This is a genomic window from Streptomyces sp. x-80, from assembly GCF_046549095.1.
GTDB classification, from domain to species: domain Bacteria; phylum Actinomycetota; class Actinomycetes; order Streptomycetales; family Streptomycetaceae; genus Streptomyces; species Streptomyces celluloflavus.
In genome coordinates this window covers 1-15,596 of sequence record NZ_JAJPWM010000027.1, presented here as the reverse complement: position 1 = coordinate 15,596, position 15,596 = coordinate 1, and the positions used below count along the sequence as shown (strand labels likewise).

At 70.5% G+C, this 15,596-nt stretch carries 15 protein-coding genes; 8 read left to right on the top strand and 7 right to left on the bottom strand.

The annotated features are described in order from the left end of the window. Positions 1-142 precede the first annotated feature (142 nt). A complete protein-coding gene (serB, locus tag ACLJWH_RS36705; RefSeq protein WP_411146138.1) occupies positions 143-1,390 on the bottom strand; it encodes a phosphoserine phosphatase SerB in 1,248 nt (415 codons plus the stop codon). A gap of 344 nt (positions 1,391-1,734) precedes the next feature. On the opposite strand from serB, the gene ACLJWH_RS36700 reads away from it, so the two are divergent. Further along, complete coding sequence (locus tag ACLJWH_RS36700; RefSeq protein WP_411146137.1) at positions 1,735-4,326, top strand: FHA domain-containing protein; 2,592 nt, start codon at positions 1,735-1,737, stop codon at positions 4,324-4,326. A gap of 103 nt (positions 4,327-4,429) precedes the next feature. Here the strand turns inward: ACLJWH_RS36700 and ACLJWH_RS36695 are convergent, their stop codons facing one another. Next, the gene (locus tag ACLJWH_RS36695; RefSeq protein ID WP_411146136.1) at positions 4,430-5,155 is read right to left on the bottom strand and encodes a transglycosylase SLT domain-containing protein; all 726 of its coding nucleotides are present in this window, start codon (positions 5,153-5,155) and stop codon (positions 4,430-4,432) included. Between the two features lie 312 nt (positions 5,156-5,467). After that, positions 5,468-6,169: a nitroreductase family protein gene (locus tag ACLJWH_RS36690; RefSeq protein ID WP_411146135.1), complete on the bottom strand. Its 702-nt coding sequence runs from the start codon at positions 6,167-6,169 to the stop codon at positions 5,468-5,470. Between the two features lie 319 nt (positions 6,170-6,488). Here ACLJWH_RS36690 and ACLJWH_RS36685 point away from each other — a divergent pair, with 319 nt between their 5' ends. The 3 genes from ACLJWH_RS36685 (at position 6,489) to ACLJWH_RS36675 (ending at position 8,759) form a co-directional block, all read left to right on the top strand. Next, complete coding sequence (locus ACLJWH_RS36685; protein ID WP_411146134.1) at positions 6,489-7,679, top strand: GAF domain-containing sensor histidine kinase; 1,191 nt, start codon at positions 6,489-6,491, stop codon at positions 7,677-7,679. Beyond that, positions 7,672-8,319 carry a response regulator gene (locus ACLJWH_RS36680; protein ID WP_411146133.1) on the top strand — a complete coding sequence of 216 codons (648 nt, stop codon included), beginning with the start codon at positions 7,672-7,674 and terminating at the stop codon, positions 8,317-8,319. Before ACLJWH_RS36685 ends, ACLJWH_RS36680 begins: the two co-directional genes overlap by 8 nt. A 194-nt stretch (positions 8,320-8,513) precedes the next feature. Further along, positions 8,514-8,759, top strand: coding sequence for a chaplin (locus ACLJWH_RS36675; protein ID WP_411146132.1), 246 nt, complete (start codon positions 8,514-8,516; stop codon positions 8,757-8,759). A gap of 84 nt (positions 8,760-8,843) precedes the next feature. On the opposite strand, the gene ACLJWH_RS36670 is transcribed toward ACLJWH_RS36675, so the two are convergent. Then, positions 8,844-9,662 carry a hypothetical protein gene (locus ACLJWH_RS36670; protein ID WP_411146131.1) on the bottom strand — a complete coding sequence of 273 codons (819 nt, stop codon included), beginning with the start codon at positions 9,660-9,662 and terminating at the stop codon, positions 8,844-8,846. A gap of 89 nt (positions 9,663-9,751) precedes the next feature. Between ACLJWH_RS36670 and ACLJWH_RS36665 the strand changes: the two genes are divergently transcribed. The 3 genes from ACLJWH_RS36665 to ACLJWH_RS36655 all read left to right on the top strand — a co-directional run bounded on the left by ACLJWH_RS36665 (position 9,752) and on the right by ACLJWH_RS36655 (position 12,088). After that, a complete protein-coding gene (locus ACLJWH_RS36665) occupies positions 9,752-10,561 on the top strand; it encodes an ABC transporter ATP-binding protein (protein ID WP_052854506.1) in 810 nt (269 codons plus the stop codon). A 59-nt stretch (positions 10,562-10,620) separates the two neighbouring features. After that, a complete protein-coding gene (locus ACLJWH_RS36660; RefSeq protein WP_411146201.1) occupies positions 10,621-11,031 on the top strand; it encodes an NfeD family protein in 411 nt (136 codons plus the stop codon). A gap of 121 nt (positions 11,032-11,152) precedes the next feature. Beyond that, positions 11,153-12,088: an SPFH domain-containing protein gene (locus tag ACLJWH_RS36655; protein ID WP_052854504.1), complete on the top strand. Its 936-nt coding sequence runs from the start codon at positions 11,153-11,155 to the stop codon at positions 12,086-12,088. A 310-nt stretch (positions 12,089-12,398) separates the two neighbouring features. Here the strand turns inward: ACLJWH_RS36655 and ACLJWH_RS36650 are convergent, their stop codons facing one another. The 3 genes from ACLJWH_RS36650 to ACLJWH_RS36640 form a co-directional block, all read right to left on the bottom strand. After that, a complete protein-coding gene (locus ACLJWH_RS36650; protein ID WP_411146130.1) occupies positions 12,399-12,902 on the bottom strand; it encodes an HNH endonuclease in 504 nt (167 codons plus the stop codon). Positions 12,903-13,288: 386 nt separating this feature from the next. Continuing rightward, positions 13,289-13,828 (bottom strand): YbhB/YbcL family Raf kinase inhibitor-like protein, encoded by a 540-nt coding sequence (locus tag ACLJWH_RS36645; RefSeq protein ID WP_411146129.1) that lies wholly within the window; start codon positions 13,826-13,828, stop codon positions 13,289-13,291. Between the two features lie 164 nt (positions 13,829-13,992). After that, positions 13,993-14,301, bottom strand: coding sequence for a sporulation protein (locus ACLJWH_RS36640; protein WP_411146128.1), 309 nt, complete (start codon positions 14,299-14,301; stop codon positions 13,993-13,995). A 266-nt stretch (positions 14,302-14,567) separates the two neighbouring features. On the opposite strand from ACLJWH_RS36640, the gene ACLJWH_RS36635 reads away from it, so the two are divergent. Beyond that, positions 14,568-15,215 carry a DNA-3-methyladenine glycosylase gene (locus ACLJWH_RS36635; protein ID WP_411146127.1) on the top strand — a complete coding sequence of 216 codons (648 nt, stop codon included), beginning with the start codon at positions 14,568-14,570 and terminating at the stop codon, positions 15,213-15,215. The last annotated feature ends 381 nt before the right edge of the window (positions 15,216-15,596 follow it).

Sequence of the window (15,596 nt, the reverse complement as noted above, 5' to 3'; positions counted from 1 at the left end):
GAGACCGTCCGCCGCCCCGGCCGCAGCCATGACGGCCGACGACACATTCCGTGACGCCGAGAGGGGCCCCGGCACGCGCCGGGGCCCCTCTCCGCCGTCGTTTCCGGTATCCCGGACCGTCTCCGGCCGGGCCCGGCCCGCCTCAGCCGATATGGGTGTCCGCGGCCTCGACCTCTTCGCGGGTGATGCCCAGCAGATACAGCACGGTGTCCAGGAACGGCACGTTCACCGCGGTGTGCGCCGCCTCGCGCACCACCGGCTTGGCGTTGAAGGCGACCCCGAGACCCGCCGCGTTGAGCATGTCGAGGTCGTTGGCGCCGTCGCCGATCGCGACGGTCTGGTCGAGCGGCACCCCGGCCTGCTCCGCGAAGCTGCGCAGCAGCCGGGCCTTGCCGGCCCGGTCCACGATGTCGCCGGTCACCCGCCCGGTGAGCTTGCCGTCGACGATCTCCAGGGTGTTGGCGGCGGCGAAGTCCAGCCCGAGCTCCTCTTGGAGCGCGTCCGTGACCTGCGTGAACCCACCCGATACGACGCCCACTTGATAGCCGAGCCGCTTGAGCGTGCGTACGAGGGTACGGGCCCCGGGGGTGAGCCGTACCTCCTTGCGCACGGTCTCCACCACGGACGCGTCCAGCCCGCGCAGCAGCGCGACCCGGGCGTGCAGCGACTGCTCGAAGTCCAGCTCACCGCGCATCGCCGCGGCGGTCACCTCGGCGACCTCGGCCTCGCAGCCGGCGTGCGCCGCGAACAGCTCGATCACCTCGTCCTGGATGAGCGTCGAATCGACGTCCATGACGACCAGCCGCTGGGCCCGGCGCTGCAACCCGGCCGCGACGACCGCGACATCCACCCCGAGCTCGGCGGCCTCGGGGGCCAGCCGCGAGCGCAGCACCTCCGTCGCCACACCGGAGACCGCGAACTCGACCGCGGTCACCGGATACTTGGCGAGCCGGAAAATACGGTCGATGTTGCCGCCCGTGGACGTTATGGCCGCGGCGATGGCGGCCGTCGACTCCGCGGTGAGCGGGTGCCCCAGCACGGTGACATGCGAACGGCCGCTGCCGCGCGGCCGGTTGTCGCCCCGGCCGGAGATGATCTCGGCCTGGAGGTGCAGCGAATCGGCCCAGCTGTGCACGGTGGCCCGCAGGTCGCCCTCGGAGGAGCCGATGGCGCCCCGGTCGGCGGCGGGAGCGGTGACCAGCACGCACAGCACGATGCGGCCTCGGGTCACCACCTGCTCGATGTCCACGACATCGACGGAGTAGGCGGCGAGGGTGTCGAAGAGTCCGGCGGTGATACCGGGCCGGTCCTTCCCGAAGATCTTCACGAGAAGGGTGGGTACGTCGTCGCCCGGTACGGCGGTGGCAGGGGGAATCTGCGATGCGCTCATGGTGCCCTTACGGTAACCGCCCGGCCAGGCCGCCCGTACAGGTGTCCGTGGGTCGGACCGGTGAGCCGCCGCCGTCCGGCGGTGCCGACGGGCGGCGACGGCGGGCGCCCCGCCGCGTACCGAGTTTGCGCCGGAACGCGCGTGATTCCCGGGAAGCAGGGGATCCGTCCGCTCTTCCGCCCCTCCGGAAGCGTTTGGTGACCGCCAACAGGAGTGCAGTGCACCCCAGTCGCGCCCCCGGCCGCGTCCCGGTTTCCGGTCGGCGGGCCGAGCCTGAAATAGTTCGTCACGATGATCGCCATCCCTGGACTTCCCATGCAGGGCGTCACTCGGGGGACTATGTAATGGGGCATGGAGTGTCTGAACTCGTACTCGAACTGAACGGTAGAACCTGGCCGCTCGACCCGTCCCGGTCCTACGCAGTGGGGCGTGATCCGCAGGGCGACATGGTGCTCGACGACGCCCGGGTCTCCTGGCGGCACGCCACCGTACGGTGGGCCGGTCACAGCTGGATCATCGAAGACCAGGGCAGCACCAACGGCACCTATGTCCAGGGCCGGCGCATCCATCAGATGGAGATCGGCCCCGGTGCGACGGTGCATCTGGGCAATGCCACCGACGGCCCTCGGGTGAGCCTGTCCGCGGGCGCGGCGCAGGCGGCCGACGCCTACCGCGCGCAGCCCGCGATGACCCCGCCGCAGCAGGCCGCCCCGGGCTGGCAGGCGCCGCCCGCGCACCAGCAGCCCGGTCGGCAGAGCTGGCAGGCGCCGCCCGGAGAGCAGCAGTCGTACGTCCCGCCGCAGCAGGCCCAGCAGCCGCCGCGGCAGGCCGCGCCCGCACCGCAGGCCGCGCAGCCGCAGGAGAGCCCCGCCCGGCAGCCGGACGGCCAGGCCCCGCCGGTCCACGGCGACCGCAGCCCGACGATGTTCCACCGCCTCGACCTCGGCCGGGTCATGCGCATCGGCCGTGCGCTGGAGAACGAACTGGTCGTCTCCGACCTCCAGGTCTCCCGGCACCACGCCGAGTTCCGGGCCACCCCCGACGGCCGCTTCGAGATCCGCGACCTGGGCAGCCACAACGGCACCTACGTCAACGGCCAGCCGGTACCCAAGTCCGGTACGAAGCCGATCGGCCCGAACGACATCATCGGCGTCGGCCACTCGACCTTCCGGCTGGTCGGCGACCGCCTGGAGGAGTTCGTCGACACCGGCGAGATCTCCTTCTCGGCCCGCCACCTCACGGTCACCGTCGACGGCGGCAAGCAGATCCTCAAGGACGTCTCCTTCGGCGTCCCGGAGAAGTCGCTGATCGCCGTCATCGGCCCGTCCGGCTCCGGCAAGTCGACGCTGCTCAAGGCGCTGACCGGCTACCGCCCCGCCAACCAGGGCGACGTCCTCTACGACAACCGGAACCTCTACAAGCAGTTCGCCGAGCTGCGCCAGCGCATCGGCCTGGTCCCGCAGGACGACATCCTGCACAAGGAACTGACCGTCGCGAAGGCCCTCAAGTACGCCGCCAAGCTCCGCTTCCCCGGTGACACCGCGGAGTCCGAGCGCGAGGCCCGGATAGACGAGGTGCTGCGCGAGCTCAAGCTCGACATCCACAAGGACAAGAAGGTCACCTCGCTCTCCGGCGGCCAGCGCAAGCGCGTCTCGGTCGCCCTGGAACTGCTCACCAAACCGTCGCTGATCTTCCTGGACGAGCCGACCTCCGGCCTCGACCCGGGCATGGACCGCGATGTCATGCAGCTGCTGCGCGGCCTCGCCGACGACGGCCGTACGGTGCTGGTCGTCACCCACTCGGTGGCCGAACTCGCCCTCTGCGACAAGCTGCTGGTGATGGCGCCGGGCGGCGGCGTGGCCTACTTCGGCCCGCCCGGGGAGGCGCTGAACTTCTTCCAGTACGACACCTGGGCGGATGTCTTCTCGGCCTTCGAGAACTACCGCGACTACGACTGGATGGGCCGCTGGCGCGGTTCCCCGCACTACCAGATGTACGCCGCGGACATCGACGCCGTGGCCGCGCAGTCGGTGGCGGTCCAGCCGCCGCCGGCCCGGATGCAGAAGTCCCAGAGCTGGGGCTCGCAGCTGTGGACGCTGATGCGGCGCTATGTCTCGGTGCTCGCCTCCGACCGGGGATTCCTGGCCCTGATGGTGGCCCTGCCCGCGGTGCTCGGCGTGGTGTCGATCCTGATACCGAGCGACTACGGCTTCGCGTACGGACCGGACAACAAGAGCCGGACGAACCGCGACGCGAGCACGATCATGCTGATCCTGGCGGTCGGCATGTGCTTCTCCGGCGCGGCCAACTCCGTCCGTGAGCTGATCAAGGAGCGGGTCATCTACGAGCGCGAGCGGGCCACCGGCCTGTCGCGCTCGGCGTACCTGATGTCCAAGGTGATCGTGCTCGGCGTCGTCACGGCCTTCCAGGGCGTGATCATCACGGCGATCGGCTTCACACCCCGGAACATGCCCGCCGAGGGCCTGCTGCTGGCACACCTGCCGGCCGTCGAGATGGCCCTGGCGGTCATCGCGCTCGGCCTCACCTCGATGATGTTCGGCCTGGTCATCTCCGCGCTGGTCAGGACGGCCGAGAAGACCATGCCGCTGCTGGTCATGTTCGCCATCGTCCAGGTCGTCTTCACGGGCGTGCTTTTCCAGCTCTTCGACACCGTGGGCGTCAGCCAGTTCTCCTGGCTGATGCCGTCGCGCTGGGCCGTCGCGGCGATGGGCGCGACCGCCGATATGAACACGCTGCTGCCGTGGGACCCGGGCAACCCCGCCCAGGGCATTCCCGCCAACCCCGACCCGCTGTGGAAACACCAGACCGGCGTCTACGTGATGGACATGATCATTCTGATCTGCCTGGGCCTCGCGCTCGCCTTCGCCGTCGCCCGGCTGCTGCGCCGCCACGAGCCGGAGGTCATGCGCAAGTAACGCGGCCGTGCTCCGTACCGGAGCGCACCGCACACCGCCGAGGGGCGGCACCCGACACCGGGTGCCGCCCCTCGGCGGTGTGTGTACGGGACGAACTCAGGGCTCAGTAGGCCGAGTTGACGTTGTCCATCGAGCCGTAGACGGCGGCCGCGTACTTGCAGGCGGCGGTGATGTTGGCGACCGGGTCGAAGATGTCCCAGGAGGTGCCGTCGACGTGGTACGCCTGGAAAGTCGGCTGGATGACCTGGAGCAGGCCCTTGGACGGGGTGCCGTTCTGGGCGTTGATGTCCCAGCCGTTCATGGCCTGCGGGTTACCGGTCGACTCCCGCATGATGTTGCGGTGGATGCCGTCGTAGGAGCCCGGTATGCCGTGCCGGCCCATGATGTCCAGCGCTTCCTTGATCCAGCCGTCCAGGTTGTCGGTGTACGTCTTGGCGGCCGGCTGCACGGCCGTGGCCGCCGGCTGTACCGCCGTGGCGGCGGCGGAGACGGTGTTGCGCAGGGCGGACCGGCTCGCGGCCGTCTGCTGCGTGCGCTCCTTGTCGGCGGTGGCCTTGGCCTTGGCGGCGGCCTCGGCCCTGCCCTTCTCGGCGGAGGCGTCGGCCTGCTTGGCGATCGTCGCCTGCTGGGCCTCGGCGGCGGTGCCGACCGTGGCGAAGGCGACCGGCCGCAGGTCCTGGGCGGCGGTCCGGTGCGCGCCCTGGTCCGCGTCGGCACCCGGGACGGCGGCGAAGACCAGCGCGGCGGCACCGGCCACGGCGACGCCGGCGGCGGACAGCTTGTGCGTCCGGTTCAGACGACCGACTCCGGGAAAGGCGGACTTGGGCATGGCGAATGGACCTTCCGATGGGGGACGTCGCACGGGCCGTGGTGGCGGAGAACGCCGAGGTGTGATCACGGCGCCGAGCGATGGGAGCCATTCTTAGCGGCCGAAAATTCGCCGGGCAAAGCTGTGAAATACGATCCGGGTTAGTGGAACCGGGGGGTCGCGCACCGCGTCGCGGACGGTCGCTGCCCAGCTCACACCGTCTTTATCCGGCCACTAACCCGGGTCGTAAGTGACCTGCGCCCTATGTGCGGGGTCACACCGGGCGGACGTTTATCCCGCCCGCGGTGTTAGCTCATGCACACTTTTCGGGCGTCAGACCTCAACCATCACCTGGTCAAGGGACTTTCGGACCAAATCGGGCACTTCGCAGTCCGGTGCCGGGTAGCCCACCGGAATGACCGCGAAGGCTTTCTCGTTGGCGGGCCGCTCCAGGACTTCCTGGAGGAACCGCATGGGGCTCGGCGTGTGCACGAGCGCCGCCAGCCCCGACAGATGCAGCGCGGACAGCAGCATGCCGACCGCGATACCGACCGATTCGTCCACGTAGTAGTGCTTGCGCTTGGTGCCGTCGGCCCCCAGCCAGTGCCGCTGCTGGAAGACGACGATCAGCTGCGGTGCGTCGGTCAGATGGGGCTTCACCTCGTCCGTGCCGAGTGGCCGCAGCGCCGCCAGCCACTCCTCGCCGAGCCTCCCCTCGTAGGCGGCGCGCTCCTCCTCCTCGGCCGCCGCCCGGATGCGACGGCGTACCTCCGGGTCCTTGACCAGGACGAACGTCCACGGCTGCTGATGCGCCCCGGACGGCGCGGTGGCGGCGCAGGCGATCGCGTCCTTCACCACCTGCTCCGGGACCGGTTCGGTGGAAAACTGCCGGACCGTCCGCCGTAGGTCCATCCGCTCCCGCAGTTCGGCGGCGCGGGCGAGCGATTCGCCGGTGGGCATCCGCTCGGGCCGGTACGGCACCGGCCGGTAGGGGTCGCCGTGGGTCGGTATCCAGTTCCTCGTTGTGTCAGACATGTACCGAGTCTGGAACCCGGGACGGCGGCAGGAGGTGGAGATCCCGGAATTCGCGCCATGGGCGGCGTCGCGGCCGGAGCCGCGGGCGGCGCCGCCGCCTCGCGCACCGTGCCGATGGCGAGGACTATCCATACCTGTCCCTATATAAGGGGATGTATATCTGTTAATGACTTCTGTTCCCTGGTGCTGTCCGGCCGCGCGGCAGCGGCAGGGCGCCCGTTCCAGGAAAGACGGAGGGCGTCCGGCCTAGGCCGGTGGACCGAGGCACCGGCGCCGGTCGGCCGATACGGGCCGGTCACGGCGCCGGTACCGTGAAGCCATGACCAACGGACCAGGGGCGGGGATCCCCGCGGTGAGCAGCGCGATCCTGGCGATGAGCAGGCACCTCGAAGTGCGCGACGTCCTCAAGACGATCGTCGCCTCGGCCCGCGAACTGCTGGACGCCGAGTACGCGGCCCTGGGCGTGCCGGACGACCACGGCGGCTTCGCCCAGTTCGTGGTGGACGGCGTCAGCGACGAGGAGTGGAAGGCCATCGGCCCGCTGCCCCGCCAGCACGGCATCCTCGCCGCGATGCTGCACAACGCCACCCCCGAGCGCCTCGCCGACGTCCGCAAGGACCCCCGCTTCGGCGGCTGGCCCGCCGCCCATCCGGACATGTCCGACTTCATTGGACTGCCGGTCGCCGACGGGGACGAGATCCTCGGCGCGCTCTTCCTGGCCAACAAGCGTTGCGACGAGACCTCCACATCCGGGCCGTCCGGCGGGAACGGCTGCCGCTGCACCGAGGGGGACGGCTGCGGCTTCACCGAGGAGGACGAGCGGCTGCTCGGCATACTCGCCCAGCACGCCGCCATCGCGCTGACCAACGCCCGCCTCTACGAGCGCAGCCGCGAGCTGACCATCGCGGGGGAGCGGGCCCGGCTCGCCCACGAACTGCACGACGCGGTCGCCCAGAAGCTCTTCTCGCTCCGGCTGACCGCCCAGGCCGCCACCGCGCTGGTCGACCGCGACCCGGTCCGCGCCAAGGGAGAACTCCACCAGGTCGCCCTGCTGGCCGCCGAGGCCGCCGACGAGCTGCGCGCCGCCGTCGTCGAGCTGCGGCCCGCGGCCCTGGACGAGGACGGCCTGGTCGCCACCCTGCGCTCCCAGGTCCAGGTCCTGGACCGGGCCCACACCGCGTGCGTCACCTTCGAGGGCCACGGCGTCCGCGTGCTGCCGTCCGCCCAGGAGGAGGCGCTGCTCAGGGTCGCCCAGGAGGCGCTGCACAACGCCCTGCGGCACTCCGGGGCCGGGCACGTCGCGGTCACCCTCGCCCGGCACGGCCAGGGCGCGCTGCTGCGCATCGCCGACGACGGCCGCGGCTTCGAAACCCGCGCGGTCCGCCGGGCCGGCCGTCACCTCGGCCTGGTCTCGATGCGCGACCGGGCCGGCAGCGTCGGCGGAACACTCACCGTGGAGTCGGAGCCCGGCAAGGGCACCACAGTCAAGATGGAGGTGCCCGGTGGCTGAGACCGGCGCAATTCGCGTACTGCTCGTCGACGACCACCAGGTCGTACGCCGCGGGCTGCGGACGTTCCTGGAGATCCAGGACGACATCGAGGTGGTGGGGGAGGCGTCCGACGGAGCCGAGGGCATCGCCGCCACCGAGCAGCTGCGCCCGGACGTCGTCCTGATGGACGTCAAGATGCCCGGTACGGACGGTATCGAGGCGCTGCGGAAACTCCGCGAACTGGCCAACCCCGCCCGCGTGCTGGTCGTGACCAGCTTCACCGAACAGCGCACCGTCGTCCCGGCGCTGCGCGCGGGCGCGGCGGGCTATGTCTACAAGGACGTCGATCCGGAGGCGCTGGCCGGCGCCATCCGGTCCGTACACGCCGGGCACGTCCTGCTCCAGGCCGAGGTCGCCGACGCGCTGCTCTCCCGGGACGAGGGCGGCAGCGGCCAGGGCCGCGGTACGTCACTGACCGAGCGGGAGCGCGAGGTCCTCGCGCTGATCGCGGACGGGCGCTCCAACCGCGAGATCGCCCGAGCGCTGGTGCTGTCCGAGAAGACGGTCAAGACGCATGTCTCCAACATCCTCATGAAGCTCGACCTCGCGGACCGGACCCAGGCCGCGCTGTGGGCGGTCCGGCACGGTATCGGGGCCTGACCGCCGCGCCCGCCGGGCGGCGCGGTATGACTGTCGGCACTACACCAGCAGGCCAGCGAAAAACCGGCCTCCGGTGCGAGATTCATACTGTCGTGTAGTCGTAGCCCATATGGCGTATCTCCTTCCGGCAGCGGGCCGTTCTCCAGTGCAGTCGTGGCGGCTGGCCACGACAACAGCAACGAGGAGCAAGAGAAGTGAAGAACATCAAGCGGGTAGCGGCCATCACGATGGTGGCGGGCGGTCTCGCCGTCGCGGGTGCCGGAGTCGCCTCCGCGCACACCGCTCCGCAGTCCCAGGGCATCGCGCAGCACTCGCCCGGCGTCGTCTCCGGCAACCTCGTCCAGGTCCCGGTCCACGTGCCCGTGAACGCCTGCGGCAACACCGTCAGCGTCATCGGCCTGCTCAACCCGGCCTTCGGCAACTACTGCGTGAACTTCTGATCGTAGCTCCGCCGTCCCGGCACGGCGAACCCGGCCCCGCAGGCACCCCGCCTGCGGGGCCGGCCCCGTATGAGCGGCCGAACCTCAGCGCCCGCCCCGTCGCTCCCGCTCCTCCACCGCGGAGTTGTACGCCGCCACCTGCGCTCGCCGGGCCGTCCGCTCCACCGGCCGCAGCGCCTCGGCGCGGGCCGTGATCTCCGACGCGCTCACCGCCCCGCCGTGCTCCCGGCCGTCCCCACCGGCCTGCTGCGCGATGCCGATCAGTGCCCCCACCCGCTGTGCCAGCTCCAGTACCCGCACCGCACGCGGCGGATAGCCCGGGGCCAGCACCTGCCGGCCGGCCTCCGCCCGCGCCCGGTAGGCGTCCAGCGCCGCCTGTGCGACCGGACCGGCCCCGGCCACATCCAGCTTCGAGAGCACCTCGGTCGCCTCCCGCAGCGCTTCGGCCAGCTCCCGCTCCGCCTCGCCGAGCGACGGCACATCGGCCGGCGGCGCCTCCCGCACCGGCAGGCAGTGCCAGACCACCTCCACATGCACATCAGGCCCGGAGGCGCCCTCCGCCCCGGCCTCGTATATCTCCGGAACCAGCCCCAGACCGGCCCCCACGGCGAGCACCGCCTCCTCGGCCTCCAGCGCCCGCGCATTGAACTCCGGCGGGCCGCTCAGCCCCAGCGGGTGGCCGGGCGCCGGCAGCGCCACCCGCAGGCCGGTCGCCCCCAGCATCCGCAGCCGCCCCAGCGCCAGCGTCAGTCCGACCGGCGACGCCTCCCCGGGCAGTCCCGCCACGCGGTGCACCGCATCGTCCGCGGCGATCCGGTCCGCGGCTTCATCAGGTGAGACAAGTCCGGCCAAAAGGGCATTACCCCACGAGGCCAGCAGTCCCGATCGTGGTTCATCGAGCATGCTCCCCAGCCTAGGGAACGGCACTGACATCGAGTGGCGTAGGTTTGCCAGGGGGATGCGCCTACCGGCGCACAGACGACCGAGAAGCAATGGGAGACAACGCGCTCATGAGCGATGTGCTGGAGCTGGTGGACGTATCCGTGGTCCGCGAAGGACGGGCTCTGGTGGACCAGGTTTCCTGGTCGGTGAAGGAGGGGGAGCGCTGGGTGATCCTCGGCCCCAACGGCGCCGGCAAGACCACCCTCCTGAACGTCGCCTCCAGCTACCTTTTCCCGAGCACCGGCAGCGCCGTGATCCTCGGCGAGCGGCTCGGCAAGGTCGACGTCTTCGACCTGCGCCCGCGCATCGGCATCGCCGGCATCGCGCTCGCCGACAAGCTGCCGCGCAGCCAGACCGTCCTGCAAACGGTGCTCACCGCCGCGTACGGCATGACCGCGAGCTGGCAGGAGAGCTACGAGGACGTCGACGAGCAGCGCGCCCGCGCCTTCCTCGACCGCCTCGGCATGACCGAATACCTCGACCGGAAGTTCGGCACCCTCTCCGAGGGCGAGCGCAAGCGCACCCTGATCGCCCGCGCGATGATGACCGACCCCGAGCTGCTCCTGCTGGACGAGCCGGCCGCGGGCCTCGACCTCGGCGGCCGGGAGGACCTGGTGCGCCGCCTCGGCCGCCTCGCCCGCGACCCGTACGCGCCCTCGATGATCATGGTTACCCACCACGTCGAGGAGATCGCCCCCGGCTTCACCCACGTCCTGATGATCCGTCAGGGCAAGGTGCTGGCCGCCGGCCCCCTCGACCTCGAACTGACCTCCGGCAATCTCTCCCACTGCTTCGGCCTCCCGCTGCTCGTCGAGCGCCGGGACGACCGCTGGACCGCGAAGGGCCTGCCCCTTTCCTGACCCATTGCGCCCTGTCCCGGGCCGCCCGGCGGATCTACCATGAAGCCGTGGATCCATGGGTGTGGTGGCTGATCGCCGCCGTAGGACTGGGCATTCCGCTCGTCGTGACCGCGCTGCCCGAATTCGGGATGCTCGCGGTCGGCGCCGTCGCCGGTGCCGTCACCGCGGGTCTCGGCGGCGGCACGATCCTCCAGTTCATCGTGTTCGCCGTTGTCTCGGTCGCGTTGATCGCGGTCGTCCGCCCCATCGCCAACCGCCACCGCCACCAGAGCCCGCGGCTGGCCTCCGGCATCGACGCACTCCGGGGCAGGAGCGCCACGGTCCTGGAGCGGGTCGACGCGGACGGCGGCCGTATCAAACTCGCCGGCGAGGTCTGGTCCGCCCGCGCTCTGGACACCGACCAGGTCTACGAACCCGGCCGACAGGTCGATGTCGTCGAGATCGAAGGTGCCACCGCCGTCGTCATCTGACGCGACCACCGGCATCTGACCTGAACCCCCTGCGCAACACGCCACGATTCTGAAAGACTGATCAACCGCCAAGCCGGTCACCGGCCGGCACGGACCAGCATCGAAAGGCACGGGAGCCGCTTTGGAACCGGTCATCATCGTCCTGATCATCCTGGTGGTGCTCGTGTTCATTGCACTCATCAAGACGATCCAGGTCATCCCGCAGGCCAGCGCCGCCATCGTGGAGCGCTTCGGCCGCTACACCCGCACCCTGAACGCCGGCCTGAACATCGTCGTCCCGTTCATCGACACCATCCGTAACCGCATCGACCTCCGCGAACAGGTCGTGCCGTTCCCGCCGCAGCCGGTGATCACCCAGGACAACCTTGTCGTCAACATCGACACGGTCATCTATTACCAGGTGACGGACGCCCGCGCCGCGACGTACGAAGTCGCCAGCTACATCCAGGCCATCGAGCAGCTGACCGTCACGACCCTGCGCAACATCATCGGCGGTATGGACCTCGAACGGACCCTGACCTCCCGTGAGGAGATCAACGCGGCGCTGCGCGGCGTCCTCGACGAGGCCACCGGCAAGTGGGGCATCCGCGTCAACCGCGTCGAGCTCAAGGCCATCGAGCCGCCGACCTCCATCCAGGACTCGATGGAGAAGCAGATGCGCGCCGACCGTGACAAGCGTGCCGCCATCCTCCAGGCCGAAGGTGTCCGGCAGTCCCAGATCCTCACCGCCGAGGGTGAGAAGCAGTCCTCGATCCTGCGCGCCGAAGGTGACGCCAAGGCCGCCGCCCTGCGCGCCGAGGGCGAGGCCCAGGCGATCCGGGTGGTCTTCGAATCCATCCACGCCGGTGACCCGGACCAGAAGCTGCTCTCCTACCAGTACCTCCAGATGCTCCCGAAGATCGCCGAAGGCGACGCCAACAAGCTCTGGATCGTGCCCAGCGAGATCGGCGACGCCCTCAAGGGCCTCGGCGGCGCGCTCGGCAACTTCAACCCGGCGGGCGGTGGCGGCTTCACCAAGCCCACCGCGCCGAACCGCCAGGCGCCCCCGATCGACTGACCTCCGCGCCCCCTGGTACCCGATCGGATCCCACCGCACCGATCAGGCACCAGGGGGTTCTGCATGCGCATCCGGCACGCAGCCGCCGTCCGCGCCGCGAGGCCCGGTGCCGGCACGACCGACACCATCGTCGGATCCGGCACTCTGCTCACCGGCCCCGTACCGCGATCGCCGTCGCCTGCCACCCACTGCCCTGCGCGCGGTCATCGTCGCCGTCGGCCTTGCCGCCGTCGTCCAACTCCTCAGCACATGAAGAGAAATGAGGAGAGTGGAGGGGCGAGGCGAGGCGGGCGAGGTGGTCCCGGTGTCTTCAGGCCGGCAGCGCCAGCCAGTCCGGCAGCTCCTCCCGCACGGAGACGCCGAGCGCCGACAGCATCGCGTCCGCCGGCGTCGGCTCGAACGGCCGCCGCAGCAGCCGCATCCCCGCCTGTTCGGGCGTACGGTCCGCCTTGCGGTGATTGTCCTCGGCGCAGCAGGCGACGGTATTCAGCCAGTTGTCCCCACCGCCGCGTGACCGCGGTACGACATGGTCCACGGTCGTCGCCCGCCGGCCGCAGTACGCGCACCGGTGCTGGTCCCGAACCAGCACCCCCCGCCGCGACCACGGCGCCCGTCTTCGGAACGGCACCCGTACGTACCTGCTGAGCCTGATCACCCGTGGCACCGGCACCTCCACCGCGGCGGCACGCATGCGCAGCCCCGGGTGCGCGTGCTCCACCACGGCCTTGTCCTGCATCACCAGCACCACCGCACGCCGCAGCGACACCGTCGACAGCGGCTCGAAGCTTGCATTGAGCACCAGCGTTTCCCGCATCACGTCCACCTCCCGGACCCCGTTCGCCCTGCGGCGAAGTGGCTCCACTGTGCAGCGGAACGGATGCCCCGGACAACGCAATATCCGTACACCACAAGGGAAATGACGAGGGATCAGAAAGTGAACGGGAGGTCGCGAGCAGCGGCCGGGCACGGGGCCGGCAGGCGCTCCGGATCCCACCCCCGTGTACCTATGGGATCCGGAGCGAACGGCAGCCGACGCGGATGCCCGGCACATGTACGGACTCCGGCGAACGGCGGGCGACACACCTGCGCCCCGCCGCTCCCGCCACTGCGGTACCAGCTGCCCGACGGCCGTTTCCGTGCCGTCAGCCAGGTACCACTCTGCGTGCGGGGAGCGCCGGGGCGCAACGGGATTAAGCGCGCTCAGCCCTCTGCCGGCACCTCGAACTCGGCGACCAGCTGGGCCCGGCCGAGCGTATGGAACCGCAGATTGAAGCCCACCACCGCAGGCGACGCATCGGCGTCGGGACCGAGCTTCTCCTGGTCCACCGCGTACACCGTGAACACATACCGATGCGGACCGTCCCCGGGCGGCGGCGCCGCACCCCCGAAGTCCCGCGTCCCGTAGTCGTTACGGACATGGACGGCGCCCTCGGGCAGCCCCTTCATCTCACCGGAACCGGCGCCGGCCGGCAGCTCCGTCACCGTCGCCGGAATGTCGAACAGCGACCAGTGCCAAAAACCGCTGCCCGTCGGCGCGTCCGGGTCGTAGCAGGTGACGGCGTAGCTCTTCGTCCCCGCCGGAGCACCCTCCCACCGCAGCTGCGGTGAACGGTTCCCCGCGGCGTAGACCTGCTCCGGCCGCAGCGTCCCGCCGGGCTCCACCTCGTCACTGAGCACCGTGAACGCCGGTACCTGCGGGTGGAAATCGTGCGGGAGCGGCCGCCGCTTCAGCTCGGACACCTCGACACCTCCTGGTCGCTTGCTGACACCTGTCCGGCCAGGTTAGAGCCAGTTCCGGCGACCACCGCCCTCCACCGGCCACGGGTTGCGGCAACCGGCCCGGTCCGCCCCCGCGAAGCCATCCGGACGGACCGCCGTGAACAACCGGTGGGGGACCGGTCCCCTTACGGAACAGCCCAGCCACCTGCCCAACGCTGACACCACATGGGCACCGCATGCATCACATGCATCCCGTGGTCGCCGGCGACGAATGACGCCTCGACCTGGCCCTGCCCCCGATACCGCTGCGGCGCGAAGAACCCGCTCTCCTGATAGAGGGGCAGCCGCTGTCGTGCCCCCTTGGTATGCCCCTGCGACAGGTCCGTGCTCCGAAATACTGGAACCCGAGCCGGCCGGGGGCACGTCCGGAAACGCCTGCTGTGCCGGCAGCGGATCCGCCCGCACCGGGCCGAGGCCAACCGACTCCACCGCACGGGCGGTCGCCGGCCCCGCGGGACTCACCCCTCCTCCCATCCCGTGCGGCCGCTACCCGAGGAACGCCGTGGCTGAATAACTCCCACGGAACCCACGGAATCTCCGGACCGCACGACACGGTGTGCACGGCGCCCGCCCGCACCGCCACCACCCCGCCAGCCACACCCCGGCGAACCTGGCGTCCCGCCGGCACCCCGCGCTGCCGCTTCCGTCCTTGGCCCGGAGCAGCCGTAGACCACCACCCGCTGCACTACGCTCGGACCGCATGACCGACGTCCCCGACCTGCCTCTCAGTCGAGACTTCTTCGACCGCCCCGTACTGGACGTAGCGCCCGACCTCCTCGGCCGCACGCTTATACGCCACACCCCCCAGGGCCGGATCGCACTCCGCTTGACGGAGGTCGAGGCATACGACGGCGAGTGGGACCCCGGCTCCCACGCCTACCGAGGCCGCACCGCGCGCAACGCCTCCATGTACGGCCCGCCCGGTCACGCGTACGTCTACTTCATCTACGGCATGTGGTTCAGCCTCAACCTCGTCTGCGGCCCCGAGGGCCATGCGAGCGGTGTCCTGCTGCGCGGCGGCGAGATCCTCACCGGTACGGAGCTGGCCACCGCACGTCGCCCCAAGGCCCGCAGCACCAACGAGCTGGCCAAGGGCCCGGCCCGCCTGGCCACGGCCCTCGACATCGACCGCACCCTGGACGGCACCGACCTGTGTGCCGGCGGCGACGCCCCTCTCTCCGTCCTCCACGGCCGCCTGGCAACCCCCGAGCAGGTACGCAGCGGCCCGCGCACGGGCGTGGGCGGCGACGGGGCCGACCACCCCTGGCGCTACTGGATCGACGGTGACCCCACCGTCAGCCCCTACCGCCGACATGCCCCACGCCGCCGCACCACCACAGCCACTTGACTCCGAAGAGCAGACCGCCTAACGTATCCCGAGCCGCTTGAGACGGGCAGCGCTATCTGCGCAGGCCAACAGGCGGCACAACCAACCACTACGAATGCTTCCCTTACCGGGGTCGTATTTCGCGTTGCCGAAATTCGATTCCTTCGGTCCGATTATGGGCCGTCAGGGAATTCCGCTAAAGTAGTGATCACGCCGAAAGGCGAAACCCCGTCCGACGGGTAATCGGAACCGAATTCGAACCGGAAACGGGACGGACCGGGTCTGATAGAGTCGGAAAGGCCGGAAAGCGAAAGCGGGAAGGCCGACCTCGATCTCACAGGGGGCCGGATGCGGAAACGGATCTGGTACGGTGGGAAAGCGAAGAAGCCGGAAGGCGGAAAC